Raw genomic sequence first — 16,578 nt, 5'->3', positions numbered from 1 at the left:
TTGCCTGCACGGCACGTCTGAGCTGCGCGAACGTGGGTAGGGCCGTCCCATGGACAACGACCGGTGGACGCGCGGGCCCGTCATCGTCGTGGGAGCCGGGATGGCCGGGCTGGCATGCGCCGTGTGGCTGCACGAGGCCGGCGTCCCGGTCCGGGTGCTGGAGGCGTCCGACGACGTCGGCGGCCGGGTGCGCACCGACGTCGTCGGCGGGTTCCGGCTCGACCGCGGCTACCAGGTGTTCAACACCGCCTACCCGGAGGCCCGCCGTGTCCTCGACATCGACGCGCTCGACCTGCGGCCCTTCGCGTCGGGGCTGCTCGTCCAGGGCAGGACCGCGCGGGCCAGGGTGATGTTGCCGTGGCGGCATCCCCGGCACGCGCTGAGCGGGCTGCTCGCCGGTGTCGGCACGCTCGGCGACAGCGCCGTGCTCGCCGCCGTCACCGCGCGCGACCTGACCCTGCCCGGCTCCTGGCTGCGAGGGGGGCGGGAGCGGCGCACCGACGAGGAACTGCGCGCCTGGGGCATGTCCGCCAAGATGATCGACTGCCTGATCCGTCCCTTCCTGGCCGGCGTGGTCCTGGAACGCGACCTGGAGACCTCGAGCCGGGTCTTCCACCTGCTGTGGCGGTCGTTCGCGCGGGGCACCATCGGCGTGCCCGCCCTCGGCATGGGCGAGATCCCGCGCCGGCTCGCCGACCGGCTGCCAACCGGCACCGTCACGTTCGGCGCCCGCGCGAGCGAGGTCGCCGCGGACGGCGTGCGGCTCGCGGACGGCACGACGCTCGGCGCGGGCGCCGTCGTGGTGGCCGCCGATCCCGAGTCGGCGGGCCGCCTGCTGAGCGAGATCGAGGTGCCGCCCATGCGCGCGGTGACCACCTTCTACCACGCCGCTCCGCGATCTCCTCTGGGCGAGCCGATCCAGATCATCGACGCCACGGGGGCCATCACCGACACCCTCGTCCTCACGGACGCCGCTCCGGAGTACTCCGCCGACGGGCGCGCGCTGGTCTCCACGTCGGTCCTGGGCCTGCACGCCGACGAGGGCCCGGTGCGCCGGCGCCTGACCGAGATCTACGGCGACACCTCCGGCTGGGAGCACGTGGCCACGTATCCGGTCGCGGCGGCGCTTCCCGCGATGCCGCCGCCGCACCCGCTGCGCCGCCCCGTGCGGCTGCGGGCCGGCCTGTACGTCTGCGGCGACCACCGCGACACCGGCTCTCTGCAGGGCGCCCTGGTCTCCGGCCGCCGCGCCGCCCAGGCCGTGCTCGCCGACCTGCGGCCGCACCTGACGCGCAGCATGACGGCCCGCGAGCAGGCGGCGCGCTAGCCGCGGTCCCGTCGCGTCACCCGCGCGCGTCTACCGCGGATGCAGTAGATCCGCGGCTCCTACGGCGGCTGCGGCAGGAAAGGTGTCCGCGTCAGCGGGATGACCGGCGGCGGGTCCGGCGGACAGAGTTCTTCTCGTTGGCAGAAGGAAGCGGAGGAGAACCTCATGTCCGTCCTCATCGTCCTCGCCGCGCAGGCGGCCTCCCCCGTCTGTACGACGGCGGCGGAATGCGCGGGACAGGGTGTCGACACCTTCATCGGGACCCCTGATCGGGTCTGGGCCAGCGTGGCCGCGCTGGTATCGCTGTCCGGCGTGGTCCTCGGCCGGCTCGGGCTGCGCTCCGCCCGCCGTGGCGGCGGCTGGAGGAGGGCGGGCCTCGCGGCCGTGGTGCTGGGGCTGACCGGCGGGCTCAACGGCGCGGCGAACCTGGCGTCCGCCGACGGTGGTCTCGGCACCGGCAACGGGGTGGCCGGTGGGGCCGCGGCCCTGGCGCTGGGGCTCGCGGGCGCGGTCCTCGGCGGGCTGGCCCTGGCCCGCTCCAGGCGTGCCGAGCCGGGCGGCTGACCCTGGTCCGCCCAGCGAACGCCCCGGTCACGCCGCGCCCCGACGCCGGTCGCGGCCCCGGGAAGCCGGAGCCGCGACCGGCCGGGCGGCGCCGTCAGGCGATCGGCTGCTGGGCCAGCCCCAGGTCGTTGCCCTTGGGCTCCTTGACCGCCGTGACCGCGGCCAGGGAGATCACGCAGAGCACCATGATGTAGGCGCCGACGGACAGGGCGGATCCGGTGCTCTGCACCAGGGCCTGGGCGATCGTGGGGGCGAAGGCGCCGCCCAGGATGGCGCCGAGCGCGTAGCCGATGGCCACGCCGGAGTAGCGCACCGAGACGGGGAACATCTCGGCGTACATGGCCGACATGGGCCCGTACGACAGGCCCAGGCCGACGGTCAGGACGATGATCGCCAGCGTGAAGAGCCAGATGTCGCGGGTCTCCATCAGCAGGAAGAGCGGGATCATCCAGACGAACACGAGCGCGTACCCGATCTGGAAGGTGCGGACCCGGCCGATCCGGTCGGACAGCACCCCGCCGTACATGGTGAAGACCAGCCAGCCGACCGACCCGGCGACGGTGGCGAGCAGGACGGACGGCCTGGACAGGCCCAGCGTGGTGGTGCCGTAGCTGATGAAGTAGGCGATGAGGAGGTATCCGGCGGCGTTGTTGGCCACGAAGATCAGCGCGGTGAGCAGCACGTTCCTGCTGTTGCCGCGGAACAGGTCGCGCAGCGGCGCGGAGGAGGTCTTGGTGCGCTGCTGCAGCTCCTTGAACACGGGGCTCTCCTCGACGGCGCGCCGCACCAGGTAGCCGATGACGATCAGGGTCAGGGAGAGCAGGAACGGCACCCGCCAGCCCCACGCCTGGAACTGCTCCGGCGTGGTCACCGTGCTCATGATCCACAGGACGCCGGTCGCCAGGATGAGGCCGATCGGCACCCCGATCTGGGGGAAGGCTCCCCACCAGCCGCGGCGCTCGCGTGGCGCGTGCTCCACCGCCAGCAGGGCGGCGCCGCCCCATTCGCCGCCCGCGGAGAAGCCCTGGAGGATGCGCAGGAGGATGAGCGCGATGGGCGCCGCCACGCCGATCGTCCCGTAGGTGGGCAGCAGGCCGATGAGGGTGGTGGCCGCGCCCATGAGGAGCAGGGTCAGCACGAGCATGCGCTTGCGGCCGAGCCGGTCGCCGTACCGGCCGGCGATGATCGCGCCGAGCGGGCGGAACAGGAAGCTGATGCCGATCGTGGCCAGCGAGATGAGCGTGGCCAGGCCCGGGGCCTGCTCGTTCACGGGGGCCAGGAAGAGCGGGCCGAACACCAGGCCGGCGGCCTGGGCGTAGATGAAGAAGTCGTACCACTCGATGGTGGTGCCGGCCAGGGTGCTGGCGAGGACCTTGCGGTCGTCGCGCGTCATGGCGCGTGGTTCACTCGTCACGGTTGGGCTCCGTTCCTTACTGTGGGGGTCTGGTGGCTCGTTCGAGTGCCACCAGGGCGTGTTCGTAGGGGTGGCCGCCGGCGTGCTGGAGGCCGAGCTCGCAGGGGCGGTTCCCGCTCAGGTAGGCGTCGGCCGTGATGCCGGCGATCTCGGCGGTCTCCGCACGGGTGGCGCTCTCGGTCAGCTCGCGGTGCAGGAAGCCGCGGTCTCCGGCGAAACCGCAGCAGGTGGCGGCGAGGGGTTCGACCACCTCCTCGGCGAGCGCGTCGGCGACGGCGCGCAGGTCGCCGGTGTTGCCGAGGTGGCTCATCGCACAGGTCGGGTGCAGGACGGCGCGGGCCAGGCGGCGGGTGACCGTGAGTTTCGGCAGCAGGTCGGTACGCGCCCAGGTGAGCGCGTCGACCACGGTGAGCGCGGCGTGCCGGGCGCGGTCGCCGTCGTCCAGCACGGACGGCGCTTCCCGCAGGATGCCGAGCGTGCAGGAGCCGGCGTCCACGACGATGGGCAGCCTGCCGCCGTCGGACCACCGCCACAGGCGCCGCACGAGGTCGCCCGCGGCATGGGCGTGCGCGGCGCGGTGGCCCTTGCTGTGCCACACGGTGCCGCAGCAGGCACCGGCGAGGTCGGGCGGCGTCCACAACGCGATGCCCGCCCGGCCGGCGAGGACGGGCAGGGCGGCCGTCACCGTGGTGGCGTCGGGCGCGCCGGGTGGCGCGCCGAAGATCCGGTTGACGCAGGACGGGACGTGGACGGCCGTCGTCCCCGCCGGTCTGGGCCCTCGCCCGGTGACCGCCGGGGCGGGGCCGGGGGTGGCGGGCAGCCACTCCGGTACGCGGTTCGCTCCGAGAACCTTCCTGGCCAGGAGGCTCGCCGCCCGCACCGGCCGGTCTCCGGCAAGGTCGGCGAGCGTCCGCGCCAGGCGCAGCAGGATCCGCGCGAGGCGCTCGGCCGTGGCCCAGTGCCGCGCGAGGGCCGGCGTGACGCGTTCGGCCGCGCCGCCGTGCCGGGCGTGCCGGAGCTGCTTCATCGCGTGGCCGGTGTCGATGCCGACCGGGCACGCCGTCGCGCAGGAGCCGTCCGCGGCGCAGGTGTCGACGGCCGCGTAGCCGTACTCGCTCTCCAGGCCCGCGTCCGAGTCGCCGCGGCGGGCGATCTCGCGTTGCAGGACGATGCGCTGGCGCGGGGTGGTGGTCAGGTCGCGGCTCGGGCACACCGGCTCGCAGAAGCCGCATTCGATGCACCCGTCGAGCAGGGGGTTCACGGCCGGCAGGGCCTTGAGGTGGCGCAGGTGGGCGCGGGGGTCGTCGGTGAACAGCACGCCGTGGCCGAGGATGCCGTGCGGGTCGAAGGCGCCCTTGACCCGGCGCATCAGCCCGGTCAGCCGGGGGCCCCACTCGCGTTCGAGGAAGGGCGCCATGTTGCGGCCGGTGCCGTGCTCGCCCTTCAGCGACCCGTCGAAGCGGTCCACGATCAGCGTGACGATCTCCTCCACGCAGCGGGCGTACCGTTCGACGTCGTCCGGGTCGGCCGGGTCGAACACCATGGTGAAGTGCAGGTTACCGGCCGAGGCGTGACCGGCGACCGAGGCGTCGAACCGGTGGGCGGCGAGGATGCCGCGCAGCGCGACCGCCGCCTCCGCGACCCGCGCCGGCGGCACGCAGACGTCCTCGCCGAGCAGGATCGTGCCCGGCGGCCGGTTCGCGCCCAGAGCGGTGAGCAGCCCCTTGCGCACGGCCCAGAAGCCGCCCGCGGTCCTGGCGTCGCGGGTGAAGGTCCCGTGCAGGACGACGCCGTCGAGGAGCTCGCGGGCCTGGTGCTCGAAGCGGTCCAGCTCGGCCTGGTCTCCGGAGCGGAACTCGACGAGCAGCCCGGCGTCGTCCTCGCCGATGTCGTGCATCCAGCCGGGGGCGCCGCCGATGGAACGGGTGGCGCGCAGCGAGAGGTTGTCCAGCAGCTCCGCGGCCCGCGCGCCGAGGTCCATCAGCGCGGGGACGACCGCCGCGGCGGCGGCCAGATCGGGGAAGCGCAGGAAGGCCGTGCTCGCCCATCGGGGGCTGGGGACGGTGCGGAAGGTGATCTCCTCCAGGAAGCCCAGCGTGCCCTGGGAGCCGACGAGGAGCCCGCGCACGATCTGCGCCGGGGTGTCGCCGTCGAGGAAGGCGTCGAGCCGGTATCCGCTGGTGTTCTTGATCGCGAACTTGGCCCGGATGCGCGCGGCGAGCTCCGGGTCGGCGCGGATCTCGTCGCGGATCGCGAGGAGCCGGGCGACCAACTCTGGCTCGGCCTCGGCGAGGTGCCGGTCGGCGTCATGGGCCGCGGTGTCGAGCCGGGTCCCGGAGGGCAGCACGATCCGCAGGGACTCGACCGTCCGGTAGGAGTTGGCGTGCACGCCGCAGGTCATGCCGCTGGCGTTGTTGGCCACCACGCCGCCTACGCACGCCGCCGCGCTGCTGGCCGGGTCGGGGCCGAGCATGCGCCCGTAGCGGGCGAGGCGGGCGTTCGCCCGGGCCAGGATCACCCCGGGCGCGCTGCGCAGGATCGCACCGTCCTCCTCGACGGCCGCCCGGTCGAAGTGGCGGCGGACGTCGAGCAGGATGTCGTCGCCCTGCGCCTGGCCGTTGAGGCTGGTCCCGGCGGCGCGCAGGACGACCCGCCGCCCGTTCCCGCAGGCGAACCGGAAGACGGCGGCGACGTCGTCGCCGGTGCGGGCCAGCACCACGACCCGGGGCACCTGGTGGTAGGGGCTCGCGTCGGCGGAGTAGCGGATCAGGTCGGTGGCGGACGTCAGCACGTTCCCGGCGCCGACCGCCGTGACCAGCTCCTGCTCCGGTCGGGAACTCAGCGGCACGAAGCCCCCGCCGTCGCTCCGGTCGTGTCCGCCGCGTGCGTGCGCGGCGAGGACGGCGCCGCGGGCGCACCCGCCCGGCGGTCGCCGGGGGCGTCACCGGCCGGCCCGCGGGCTCGTTCGTAGCCGGATCGACGCCTGGGCATCTGGGATCGCCGGGCTGTCATGGCGACTCTCCTGGGGGATGGTCGGGCGGACAAATCTGAGTGGGACAACAGTGCGGGAAAGCCGCATGTGAAACAATGTCGAACCCGACCCGGATCTACCCTTTCCGGTGTCGGGTCCCACACCAACCTCCAAGGCGTGACCATGGCCACCATGACGCTGGGCAGCATGCTCGACGCGCTGCGCGCGGACCTCGTCCAGCTCGCGACCGGCGATGCGCACCTGCCCGTGGGCGGCGTCGAGCTCCTCGACGGCAGTGCCCTCGAACCGGTCGCGCCGCGGTGCCTGCTCCTCGCGCTCGGGCTGGACCTCTCCTCGGCCGGGGCCGTCGGCCAGGCGCTCCGGCTCGCGGCCGAGACGACCGGAGCGCTGGCGGTCAAGTGCGCCGACGGCCTGCCCGCGCCGGTCCTGGAGCAGGCGCGCGCGGCGGGAGCCACGGTCGTGGCGGTCAATCCGGACATCCCGTGGAGCCGCCTCTACGGCCTGGTCTCCACGCTCCTGGCCACCCAGCCGACCACCGGCGAGCCCGCCTCCGGTCTCGGCGGCGGCGACCTGTTCTCCCTGGCCAACTCGGTCGCAGCGATCTGCGGCGGCGCGGTGGCGATCATGGACACCGACCAGACGATCGTCGCCTACTCCAACCTGCCCGACCAGCCGATCGACGAGACCCGGCGAGTGGGCATCCTGTCGCGCCAGGTCCCCGGCCACGCCCTGCCCCACCACCTCACCGACGAGCTGTGGCGCAGCGACTCGGTCAAGCTCATCCGCCGCGACGGCTACCACCCCCGGCTCGCCATCGTGATCCGCGCCGGCGACACGGCACTCGGCTCGCTGTGGGCGACCTTCCCGGACGAGGACGCGATCGGCGACTGCGAGGCCGTGCTCGCCGCCGCGGCCAAGCTCGCCGCGCTGCACCTGCTCACCATCCGCCGGCACCTGGACGCCGACCAGGAGAGCCGCACCGCCGCCCTCCAGACGGCCCTCCAGCACCCGGGTCACGCCGACCGCGCACTGCCCCTGCCGGGAAGCCTCCTCTGCCTCGCCGAGGCCGAGGACGCCGATCACCGGCCCGACCAGCGGCCCGACCAGCGGCCCGACCAGCGGCCCGACCAGCGGGCGAGCCTGCTGCGCGCCGTCGGCCTGCTCGAACTCGACGCCCGCTCCCTCGGCCACGAGCCGACCATCAGCATGGTCAAGGACCGGATGTACGTGCTCCTCCAGGCCGCGCCACGCGGCTCGGTCACCGTCTCCACCCTGGCCGCCCACTTCCACCAGCGCGCGACCCGGCTGCTGCACACGAACCTGCTGATCGTCCGCAGCGAGCCCGCCGAGGACCCCGACGGCCTGCGCCAGGCACGCGACGACCTCGACCGCGCCATCAGCCACCTGCGGGACTCGGGCGCCCGGCCGGGCAGCTACGCGGCGCGGGACCTGCACGCCGAGATCGTCCGGCAACGGCTGTTCCACGCCGTACGGAGCGATGCGATGCTGCGGACGGGCTTCGGCCGGGTCATCGTCGCGCACGATCTCGCCCACGGCACCGCCTACCGGGCGACGCTGCTGTGCTATCTGCGGAGCTTCGGGGACGTCCGGGCGGCGAGCGCCGAGCTGACCCTGCACGAGAACACCGTCCGCAAGCGGATCAGGCGCGCGCAGGAGCTGTTCGGCATCGCGCTGGACAACCCGACGCACCGCCTGCTGCTCGAACTGGAGCTCGGGGCGTCGGCGCCCGGCGCCGGCCGCGGAGACGTCGAAGCCGCCGAGCAGTGAGCGCGTGACGTCCGGGAACCTCCGCGCATCGGCACGCTGGTCACCGTTCGGGCGGGCGAGCCCGGCGGCACGCTCAGAGCATGTGCCTGATCGGCCCGGGCATGTCAGGGACGGGCTGGTCGAGCAGTCCGTCCACGTCCGCCTGGGTCAGGAGGCGCGATTCCAGGAGGGCGTCGAAGCAGTTGCGCCAGTCCTGCCGGGCTTCGGCGTGCCGTCCCAGGGCGTGCCGGGTCTGGGCGGACCACCAGGCGGTCACCGCGTAGCCGATCCGGTATCCGGCCTCGCGCATGAGCGTCAGCGCCACCTGGTGGGTGTCGGCCGCCTCGGTGAGCCGTCCGGCATGCATCAAGGCGCGGGCCAAGGTCGCGCGGGACACGCCCTCGCCGTAGGGCATGCCGACGCCGTCCCATTCCGCGATGGCCGCCCGCGCCTGCTCGACGGCCTCCTCGAACCGGCCCTGCCGGTAGAGCACGTGCACCCGGTTGTTGAGGACGGCGCCCCGGGCGTAGTGGTCCCCGGCCTCCTCGGCGAGGTCCAGGGCCTGTGCCAGGTTCTCGAGGGCGAGGTCGAGCCGCCCGGTCACGGTGTGGACGACGCCCAGCTTGTTCAAGGGCCCGGCCTTCCGGTGCGGCAGGGCGGCCCTGTCCCAGCACGCCACGGCTCGTTCCAGGTGGTCGATCGCCTGGCCGTAGCGTCCCTGGTCGCGGTGGATCCAGCCCAGGAAGCCCTCCACCTGCGCCTGCCCGGCCCAGTCGCCGCACCGCGCGGCCGCCTCGGCCGCGTTGCGATGGACGTCGGCCAGTTGCGTGACCCAGCCGCGGTAGTTGAACGGCCAGTGCAATGCGATCGCCAGCCCGACGGCCGTGCCCGGATCGCCGGCCTGGCGGGCCACGGCCAGGAGGTTGTCACGCTCGGCCTCGATCCATCGGCCGGCCTCCCGCGCGCCCGCGAGCGCGACCCCGGGCTGATCGGCCGCGCAGGCGGGCTTCCCGGCCTGGACGTGCACGAGCCCTGTGGCGGTGTTGGCCGTGGCCAGGTAGTGGTGAAGCCCGCGGCGCAGCGCGGCCGCGGGCTCCGCGGGGGGCTGTTCGCGGGCGTACAGGCGGATCAGGTCGTGAAAGCGGTACCTGCCGTGCCCAGCGGGTTCCAGCAGCCGGGCGTCGAGGAGCCGTTCGAGCGCCGCCTCCGCCCGCGCCTCGGGCCAGCCGGCCAGGGCCGCCGTGGCGGCCGGGGTGTGGGTGGGCGTGTCGAGCAGGCCGAGGAGCGGCAGGACGTGCGCGGCGTCCCGGCCGCCCGGCTCTTCGCCCAGGTGGTGGAGGCTGACGGCGATGCCGGCGCGGACGGCCAGGTCGGCATGTTCCAGGGTGTCCAGGCGGCGGGTGGCGTCGGCGAGCCTGTCGGCGAGGTGGGACAGCGTCCAGCCGGGGCGGGCGGCCAGACGCGCCGCTGCGATGCGCAGGGCGAGGGGCAGCCCTCCGCAGAGCTCGATGATCCGCCCGGCTGCCTCCGGCTCGGCGTGGACCCGGCCGGGGCCGGCGATCCGCGCCAGCAGCGCGGTGGAGTCGGACGGGCCGAGCCCGGACAGGTTCAGCCGGCTCGCCCCGTCGACCGAGGTGAGAGCCTGCCGGCTGGTGATGACGGCCGCGCACCCCGACCCGGCGGGGATGAGCGGGCGGACCTGGCGGGTGTCGAGGGCGTTGTCGAGGATGATCAGCACGTTCCGCGCCGAGGTGAGGGACCGGTAGCGCGCGGCGGCCTCGTCGGCCGTGGCCGGTACGGCGGGGCCGTCCAGCCCGAGCGAGCGCAGGAGCCGGCCGAGCGCCTCGATCGGCGCCAGCGGCCGGAGGCCGTCGGTGGCGCCGTGCAGGTCGAGGTAGATGACGCCGTCGGTGAACCGGGCGGCCAGGGCGTGGGCGACGTGCACGGCCAGGGCGGACTTGCCGATGCCGCCGGGCCCGTCGATCACGGCGATGGCGGGCCCCTGGGCGGGGTCGAGCGCGGCGCGCAGGTGGTCGATCTCGGCGGCGCGGGCGGTGAAGGCGTGGGTGTCGGCGGGCAGTTCGGCCGGGACGTACGGCTCGCTGACGGTGGTCCGCCGGGCCGGGGTGGCCAGGTCGAGGGCGGGGTCCTTGGCGAGGACGGCCTGGTGCAGGCGGCGCAGCTCGGCGCCGGGTTCGATGCCGAGCTCGGCGACCATGACCCGGCGGGTGCCCTGGTAGACGTCGAGCGCCTCGGACGGGCGGCCCGCGCGGTGCAGGGCGAGCATGAGCTGGGCGGCGGGCCGTTCGCGCAGCGGGTGGGCCCGTACGTGGGCGGCCAGGTCGGTGGCCAGCGTGTGATGGTCACCGGCGGCCAGGCGCAGCTCGGCGTGGTCCTCCACGACGGTGTGGTGTTCCTCTTCCAGGCGCGCGGCTTCGATGCGCGCCCACGGGGCGGTCAGCCCGGCCAGCGGTTCGCCGCGCCACAACCGCAGGGCGGCGCGGAACAGGCCGTCCGCGGCGGCACTGTCTCCTTCCGCGCAGGCGGTACGGGCGCGTTCGGCCAGGCGGGCGAACAGGTGGGCGTCGACGCGGTCGGGGTCGAGCGCGAGCCGGTAGCCGCCGGGCACGGTCTCGATGAGCTCTTCGGTGGCGTGAGGTCCGAGGGCTTCGCGGAGCTTGGAGATCACGATGTGGAGCTGCTTGGCCGCGGTGGCCGCGGAGCTGTCCTCCCAGATGTCGGCGAGGATCCGATCGGCCCGTACGACGCGCCCGGTGTCCAGGGAGAGCCTGGCCAGCACGCCGACGCGTCGTTGCCCGGCGAGCCGGACCGGCTCGTCACCGGCCAGGATCTGCCACGGGCCGAGCAATCCGATCTCCAGCGCCATGCGGAGCGACTCCCATCCTTCGGAGTCGGCATTGTAACGAGATGGGCCCCTCGCCGCCTGATCCCGGCGCCCGGCCCGCCGTCCAAGGTCCGCCCGGTTCCGGCCGAGGGGCTACGGCGTCCCGGGGAACGGGACGGCCCAGGATTCCGGTTCCAGCTGGAGCCCGTTCGCCAGGTGGCTGATCATCCGGTACCAGCCGGTCAGGACGAGGAATTCGAGCAGCTGCTCGTCCCGGTAGTGGACGCGCAGGGCCTCCCAGGCGGGCTGCGACAGCCGCGCCGTGTCGTGCAGCTCGTCGACGGCGGCCAGCAGCGCCGCGTGGCGGGGCGGCCACGCGTCGTCGATCTCCGGGGCGGCGGTCGCCCGCAGGCGTCCGGGGGTGAGCCCGGCCTGCCGGGCGAGGGTCGCCGCGTGCACGCCCCATTCGTAGCCGCAGCCGGCGCGGGCGGTCACGCGGGCAATGACGACCTCCCGGTCGGCGGCGGGCAGCAGTCCGTGGCCCAGCAACCCCGCCCCGAGGGCGAACATCCGCGAGGCCAGCTCGGGGTTGCGGTGCAGGACGCGGAACAGCGCGAGCGGCTGGTACGGCACCCCGGGCGGCATCCAGCGGGGCCGTCCGGTGATGGCCGCGCTCGACCTGCTCGGACGGCGCTGGACGCTGCGCATCCTGTGGGAGCTGAGCAGGGCTCCCGCGGGCTTCAGGGAGCTCCAGCGCCGCTGCGAGCGGATGTCCTCCAGCGTGCTCAGCACCCGGCTCGACGAGCTGACCACCGCCCGCCTGACCATCCTGTACGACGACGGCTACCGGCTCACCCCCCTCGGCCGGGACCTCGTCGAGGCGCTCGCCCCGCTCAACGCCTGGAGCCGCCGCTGGGCCGGAGTACTGGACGAAGCCCCAGGGCAAGATCAGCCCTGAGGCACGCTCGGCCGGGCAAGGGTGTGCGAGTCAGCCCGATCCGGGCCCGGGCCTGCTCGCGAGCACCTTGGTCAGGGCCTCGACGACGTGAGCGGCGCCGGCGGGGTCGTCCATGAGCATCGCCTGGCGGACCCAGAGCACGTCGCGAGCCGCCGCCTCCGCGGCCGGGCAGGGCTCCGTACGGGCGCCCGCCTCGGCCAGGGCGGGCATCGTGCCGAGCGGCGGATAGCCGCCGTCGAGGGGGACCCCTTCCGCGGCCATGGCCGCCAGCAGGAACGCCCGGTCGAAGGGGACGTGGACGCGCAGCATGAGCAGGTGGCGCGAGTCGCGCGTGGTGCCGGGCGGTTGCGGGACCACGCTCGCCCATTCCGGGGGCAGGTCGCGGGCGACGGCGGCGGCGAAGGCGTTCCTGCGGTCGATCTCGTCGTCGAGCCGGTCCAGCCAGGGCAGCAGCAGGGCGGCTTGGATCTCGGTCAGGCGCAGGTTCCAGCCGACGCGCGGATGGCCGTACCAGGCGCCGTCCAGGGTGCGGCCGACGTTGCAGACCGACCAGACGGCCTCGTGGACCTCGCCGGCGCGGCAGACGACCAGGCCGCCCTCCCCCGCCGTCATCGCCTTGCTGGACTGGAAGCTGTAGACCCCGGCGTCGCCCAGCCCGCCGACGGGACGGTCGCGGTAGGTGGCGCCGTGAGCCTGGGCCGCATCCTCGACGACGGCCAGGCCGTGCCGTGCCGCGATGGCGTTCAGGGGGTCCATGTCGGCCGGGCTGCCCGCCAGGTGCACCGGCACGAGCGCGGCGGTGCGGGGGGTGAGCGCCGCTGCCACCGCGGGTGCGGACAGGTGGAGGTCGGTGGCGTCGACGTCCGCGATGACCGGTGTGGCGCCGGCGAGCAGGACCGCCGTGGCGGTGGCGACGAACGTGTACGCCGGCACGATCACCTCGTCGCCGGGCCCGACGCCGAGCCCGCGCAGCGCGGCGAACAGGCCGAGCGTGGCGTTGCCGACGGCGACGCCGTGCTCGACCCCGGAGCGGCGGGCGAACGCGGCGACCAGGTCCGAGCACGCCTTGCCGCCCTGGGTGGCGCCCCACTGGCCGCTGTCCAGCACGGCGGTGACGAGCGCGCGCTGGGCGTCGTCCATCGGGGGCGGCCACGACGGCCAGGGGTCGGTGCGCACGGGGGTGCCGCCGTCGATGGCCAGGGTCATGGATGATGTCCTTCCGCGGGGCCGGGGTGGATGGCGGGCGTCATGGGAGAGGTCCTTCCAGCGGTGCGGAGCGGGCCGCACCCAGGGTGCGGGCGAGGTCGCCGCCCAGGATGCGGGCGAGGTTGCCGCCCTGGACGAGGGCCCGGTCGGCGTCTTCGAGCGGGGCCAGGGCGACGCGGCCGAAACCGACCCGCAGGTCGAGGAAGCAGGCGTCGGAGCCGTACACGACACGATCGGCGCCGACCGCCTCCACCAGCCGGCCGATCCACCGCCCGGTCATCTTGGACCCGCAGATCTCCAGGTACAGGCTCGGATGGTCGCGGACGAGCTCGGCGGCGCGGGCGAAGCCGTACGGCCAGAGCCCCGCGTGCCCGAGCAGCAGCGGGACCCCCGGATGCCGGCGCGCCACGGTGACGAACCGCTCGGGGTCGCTCCAGGGCGAGTCCGTCTGGCCGTGGGCGAGCACGGGCAGGCCCAGCTCCCAGACCGGGTCGTAGCGGCGGTCGTCGAGGGCGCAATGGTGCACGTCCGGATGGATCTTGACACCCCACACGCCCTTCTCGACGAGCCGGTTGCGCTGGTGCGGGTTGTACACCTGCCACACCCCGAACCTGCCGGGGTGCCGCTCGGCGGCGTCGAAGGCGAGCCGGTTGCCCTCCTCGGCGCTGGGGCCGACGGCGAGCAGGTGGCTGATGCCGATGGCGTCGATGCCGAGGCGGTCCATGAGGGCGACCATGCCGCCGGCCGACGGGTCGGGGATGAGGAAGTCGGGCCACGGGCCGAGGTGCCCGTGCGCGTCGAGGATCACAGCAGGCCACCTCCGGACGCGATCAGGGCGATGTCGGCCTCCGGCAGGTCGAGGTGGTCGAGCAGGAAGCGGGGGCCGCAGTCGTCCATGACGGGGGCGCCGGTGCCGAACACCAGCCGTCCGGCCCCGAAGTGCCCGGCGAGCCATTCGACGCCGCGCTGGGTGTTGACGGTGCCGATCTCCAGCCACAGGTTCGGGATGGCGGCCATGAGCTCGGCGATGGCGCGCAGCCGCCGGTAGCCGGGGTTGAGCAGCAGGATGCGCTGCCGGGGCAGCTCCCGCGCGAGGGTGAGGAGCTGCGCGGGAGAGGTCTCCTCGAAGTCGATGGCGGCCGTGACGTCGAGCTCCGCCAGCCGTCGCAGGGCGCTCGGCCCGGTCAGCTCGAAGCGGTGCCGGGCGGGGCAGAGCCTGACCATGGGCACGTCCTGGTCGGGCACGGGCTCGAACGGGCCGGGCAGCAGCACGGGCACCGGGACGAGCCGGGGGTCGTCGAGGGCGAGCAGCGCCTCGTTCCCCGCGTGGGCGTCGGAGTAGAGGCTGAGGGTGTGGGTCACGTAGGCGCGGTCGATGCCCAGCCGTTCCATGTCCGGCCGCGGGTCCCGCGGCAGGTCGTCGAAGGGTACGGGGCCGATCAGCCGGTGGGCGTCCACGACGCGGGGCGGCGGCATCAGATCTGCGGCGGGGTGACGGTGAGCAGCGGGCAGCGCGGATCGAGATCGATCCTGGCCAGGTGCCGGCCGCTCATGGCCCACGCCTTCCAGGAGCCGGGCTCGAAGTGGAGCTGCGGGTTGGTGTACCAGTCGTCTCCGAGGCCGGTGGCCAGGTGCGTGGCCTCGGCTCCCAGCTCGTAGGCGTTCCCGCCGCCGAAGAACGTGCTGGCGAACACCCGGCCGCGGTGCGTGGTCAGCTCGCCGTACCCGGACAGGGTGCCCTGGTGCTTGATGGTCCTGGTGGCCAGGTCGAGGGCGATCCAGGCGCCGGAGTTGCGCTTGTAGACGCCGTAGAGGAGCCCGTCGTGCACCTTGACGTCCTGGAAGGTGCGGTGGCCCGCGACCGGGTCCACCTGCCACAGCACCGTGCGGGTGCGCAGGTCGAAGGCCGCGACGGACGCCGAGGCGTGCACCGCCGGGGTGCCGCCGCCGCCGAGCACGTCGCCGCCGAGGTAGACGACGCCCTTGCGGGCGTCCAGCGACAGGCTCATCAGGCTCTGGCCGGGGATGACGCCCTTGTAGACGTCGATGCGGCCGGTGTCGGGGTCCACGATCGACAGGGCGCCCTCCAGCTCGGCGCCCAGCGGGGCCGAGGCGACCAGCAGCTTGTCGCGCACCGGGTCGTACTCGATGTCCCAGGGGCGCTGCTGGCCGTGCCCGAGCAGGCCGAGGCTGCGGACCTCGTCGGTGCGCAGGTCGATGGAGATGATCTTCCCGCTGGGGTAGATGGCGGCGTAGATCTTGTTGCCGCGGCGCACGAGGTCCTTGGGCTCTCCGGGGACACGGAAGCGGCGCTGCTCGCCGGTGCGCAGGTCGCGTACGTCCATGAAGAAGTGACCGCCCACGTAGACGGCCCGGCCGGGCACCAGCAGCATGCTCTGGGGCCGTTCGGCGCCGGCGGGCAGGCCGGCCTCGATCAGGTCGGTGAACTGCGACTGCCCGGAGCTCAGGTCCAGCGTCCACATGCCGCCGCTGCCGGCGAAGCCGACCAGCGTGCCGTCGCCGGTCAGCGCGAGCCGCCTGGTCTCGTCGTCCTGCGACGGCGCGTCGGCCACCTTGGTGGGCGCGCTGTCGCCGGTGCGGTAGCGGTGGACGGCGCCGTCGGGGCGCGAGGTGGCGTAGACGGTGCCGTCGGCGGCCACGGCCAGGGCGTCGAAGCTGTTCGCGCCGAGCGGGACGCGCCGGACGTCGGTGCCGTCCTTGCGCACGTCGATGAGGGTCGACCCGCTCGTCGCGAGGATCCGGTCGCCGTGCTCGGCGACCACCCCGATGCCCGTGGTGCCCTGGGCCAGCTCGGTGACGGCGCCGCTCGCGCGGTTGATCGCGACGAGCTTGCCCTTGTCGAGCAGGCCCGCGTAGACGTTCTCGGCGTCGGCGGCCAGCGCCCTGACGTACCGCTCGCCGGGGGCCAGCACGCCGAAGTCGCGCACGGCGCCGGTGGCCGGGACGTACTGCTTGACCCTGCCGTCGGGGTAGGTGCCGGCGAAGACGGTGCCGTCGGGGGCGGCGGCCAGCGCCCAGATGTACCCGCCGTTCCTGCCGAAGGAGGCCAGGTGCACGACCTCGCCGGTGGCGGGGTCGAAGCGGTAGAGGTCGGGGACGGGGTAGGTGCCGACGTAGATCTTGCCGTCCGCCACGGTGGTGGCCCAGCCGCCCTCCGGCTCGCCGGTGGCGGGGCCGTCGGGCAGGCGCACGCTCCTGACGACCTTGCGGCTGCCCAGGTCGATCTCGGCCAGTACGGGCGGCTTCTGGCCGCGCGTGACGACGTAGGCCTTGCCCTCGTGCACCGTGGCGCCCACGATGGCGCCGGTCATCGACGCCGGCCCGAACGTCTCCACCCGCGGCCCGGCGCACGCGGGCGCCTTCGGCGGGGCGGCCGCCTGAGCCGGGAGCACCGGCAGGAGCAGGCCCGCGGCCAGGGCCGCGAGGACTGCGAGGGGTTTCCGCGGCACGACCGCACCTCCACGAGAGCATGTTGCCCAATTTT

The 16,578-nt window shown here is 74.4% G+C and carries 12 protein-coding genes; 4 read left to right on the top strand and 8 right to left on the bottom strand.

The genetic code is table 11. From position 1 onward, the window contains the following. Nucleotides 1-49 precede the first annotated feature (49 nt). A complete protein-coding gene (locus HD597_RS16215) occupies nucleotides 50-1,327 on the top strand; it encodes an NAD(P)/FAD-dependent oxidoreductase (RefSeq protein WP_253743046.1) in 1,278 nt (425 codons plus the stop codon). 165 nt (nucleotides 1,328-1,492) lie between these two features. Then, entirely contained in the window at nucleotides 1,493-1,891 is a 399-nt protein-coding gene (locus HD597_RS16210; RefSeq protein WP_253743045.1) for a DUF6223 family protein, read from the top strand. 94 nt (nucleotides 1,892-1,985) lie between these two features. Here HD597_RS16210 and HD597_RS16205 read toward each other — a convergent pair whose 3' ends face one another. Then, nucleotides 1,986-3,284, bottom strand: a complete 1,299-nt coding sequence (locus tag HD597_RS16205; RefSeq protein WP_253759370.1) for an MFS transporter — start codon at nucleotides 3,282-3,284, stop codon at nucleotides 1,986-1,988. A gap of 37 nt (nucleotides 3,285-3,321) precedes the next feature. Further along, entirely contained in the window at nucleotides 3,322-6,153 is a 2,832-nt protein-coding gene (locus HD597_RS16200) for an FAD-binding and (Fe-S)-binding domain-containing protein (RefSeq protein ID WP_253743044.1), read from the bottom strand. Between the two features lie 306 nt (nucleotides 6,154-6,459). Here HD597_RS16200 and HD597_RS16195 point away from each other — a divergent pair, with 306 nt between their 5' ends. Beyond that, nucleotides 6,460-8,085 (top strand): PucR family transcriptional regulator, encoded by a 1,626-nt coding sequence (locus tag HD597_RS16195; RefSeq protein WP_253759369.1) that lies wholly within the window; start codon nucleotides 6,460-6,462, stop codon nucleotides 8,083-8,085. 73 nt (nucleotides 8,086-8,158) lie between these two features. On the opposite strand, the gene HD597_RS16190 is transcribed toward HD597_RS16195, so the two are convergent. Next, complete coding sequence (locus HD597_RS16190; protein ID WP_276082930.1) at nucleotides 8,159-10,951, bottom strand: AfsR/SARP family transcriptional regulator; 2,793 nt, start codon at nucleotides 10,949-10,951, stop codon at nucleotides 8,159-8,161. 111 nt (nucleotides 10,952-11,062) lie between these two features. After that, nucleotides 11,063-11,554, bottom strand: a complete 492-nt coding sequence (locus HD597_RS16180) for a carboxymuconolactone decarboxylase family protein (protein ID WP_253743042.1) — start codon at nucleotides 11,552-11,554, stop codon at nucleotides 11,063-11,065. Nucleotides 11,555-11,573: 19 nt separating this feature from the next. Here HD597_RS16180 and HD597_RS16175 point away from each other — a divergent pair, with 19 nt between their 5' ends. Then, nucleotides 11,574-11,867 (top strand): winged helix-turn-helix transcriptional regulator, encoded by a 294-nt coding sequence (locus tag HD597_RS16175; RefSeq protein WP_253743035.1) that lies wholly within the window; start codon nucleotides 11,574-11,576, stop codon nucleotides 11,865-11,867. A 30-nt stretch (nucleotides 11,868-11,897) separates the two neighbouring features. Here HD597_RS16175 and HD597_RS16170 read toward each other — a convergent pair whose 3' ends face one another. From HD597_RS16170 to HD597_RS16155, 4 genes are read right to left on the bottom strand one after another with little or no spacing between them, the layout of a single operon-like run. Next, entirely contained in the window at nucleotides 11,898-13,073 is a 1,176-nt protein-coding gene (locus tag HD597_RS16170) for a DegT/DnrJ/EryC1/StrS family aminotransferase (protein ID WP_253743033.1), read from the bottom strand. Between the two features lie 40 nt (nucleotides 13,074-13,113). Further along, nucleotides 13,114-13,881, bottom strand: coding sequence for an amidohydrolase family protein (locus tag HD597_RS16165; RefSeq protein WP_253743031.1), 768 nt, complete (start codon nucleotides 13,879-13,881; stop codon nucleotides 13,114-13,116). Beyond that, nucleotides 13,878-14,549: an amidohydrolase family protein gene (locus HD597_RS16160; RefSeq protein ID WP_253743029.1), complete on the bottom strand. Its 672-nt coding sequence runs from the start codon at nucleotides 14,547-14,549 to the stop codon at nucleotides 13,878-13,880. Before HD597_RS16160 ends, HD597_RS16165 begins: the two co-directional genes overlap by 4 nt. After that, nucleotides 14,549-16,543 carry an NHL repeat-containing protein gene (locus HD597_RS16155; protein WP_253743027.1) on the bottom strand — a complete coding sequence of 665 codons (1,995 nt, stop codon included), beginning with the start codon at nucleotides 16,541-16,543 and terminating at the stop codon, nucleotides 14,549-14,551. The genes HD597_RS16160 and HD597_RS16155 overlap by 1 nt, the downstream gene beginning before the upstream one ends. Between the last annotated feature and the right edge of the window lie 35 nt (nucleotides 16,544-16,578).

Origin of the sequence: Nonomuraea thailandensis (genome assembly GCF_024172165.1) — a bacterium.
GTDB classification, from domain to species: Bacteria; Actinomycetota; Actinomycetes; order Streptosporangiales; family Streptosporangiaceae; genus Nonomuraea; species Nonomuraea thailandensis.
The sequence above is the reverse complement of the archived record's forward strand: the minus strand, read 5'-3'. Positions and strand labels throughout refer to the sequence as shown.

Excerpts from the sequence above, each read along its gene's own strand:
- HD597_RS16190 (WP_276082930.1), bottom strand. The coding sequence starts at position 10,951 with ATGGCGCTGGAGATCGGATTGCTCGGCCCGTGGCAGATCCTGGCCGGT.
- HD597_RS16195 (WP_253759369.1), top strand. The coding sequence starts at position 6,460 with ATGGCCACCATGACGCTGGGCAGCATGCTCGACGCGCTGCGCGCGGAC.
- HD597_RS16180 (WP_253743042.1), bottom strand. The coding sequence starts at position 11,554 with ATGCCGCCCGGGGTGCCGTACCAGCCGCTCGCGCTGTTCCGCGTCCTG.
- HD597_RS16170 (WP_253743033.1), bottom strand. The coding sequence starts at position 13,073 with ATGACCCTGGCCATCGACGGCGGCACCCCCGTGCGCACCGACCCCTGG.
- HD597_RS16160 (WP_253743029.1), bottom strand. The coding sequence starts at position 14,549 with ATGCCGCCGCCCCGCGTCGTGGACGCCCACCGGCTGATCGGCCCCGTA.
- HD597_RS16175 (WP_253743035.1), top strand. The coding sequence starts at position 11,574 with ATGGCCGCGCTCGACCTGCTCGGACGGCGCTGGACGCTGCGCATCCTG.
- HD597_RS16215 (WP_253743046.1), top strand. The coding sequence starts at position 50 with ATGGACAACGACCGGTGGACGCGCGGGCCCGTCATCGTCGTGGGAGCC.
- HD597_RS16210 (WP_253743045.1), top strand. The coding sequence starts at position 1,493 with ATGTCCGTCCTCATCGTCCTCGCCGCGCAGGCGGCCTCCCCCGTCTGT.
- HD597_RS16205 (WP_253759370.1), bottom strand. The coding sequence starts at position 3,284 with ATGACGCGCGACGACCGCAAGGTCCTCGCCAGCACCCTGGCCGGCACC.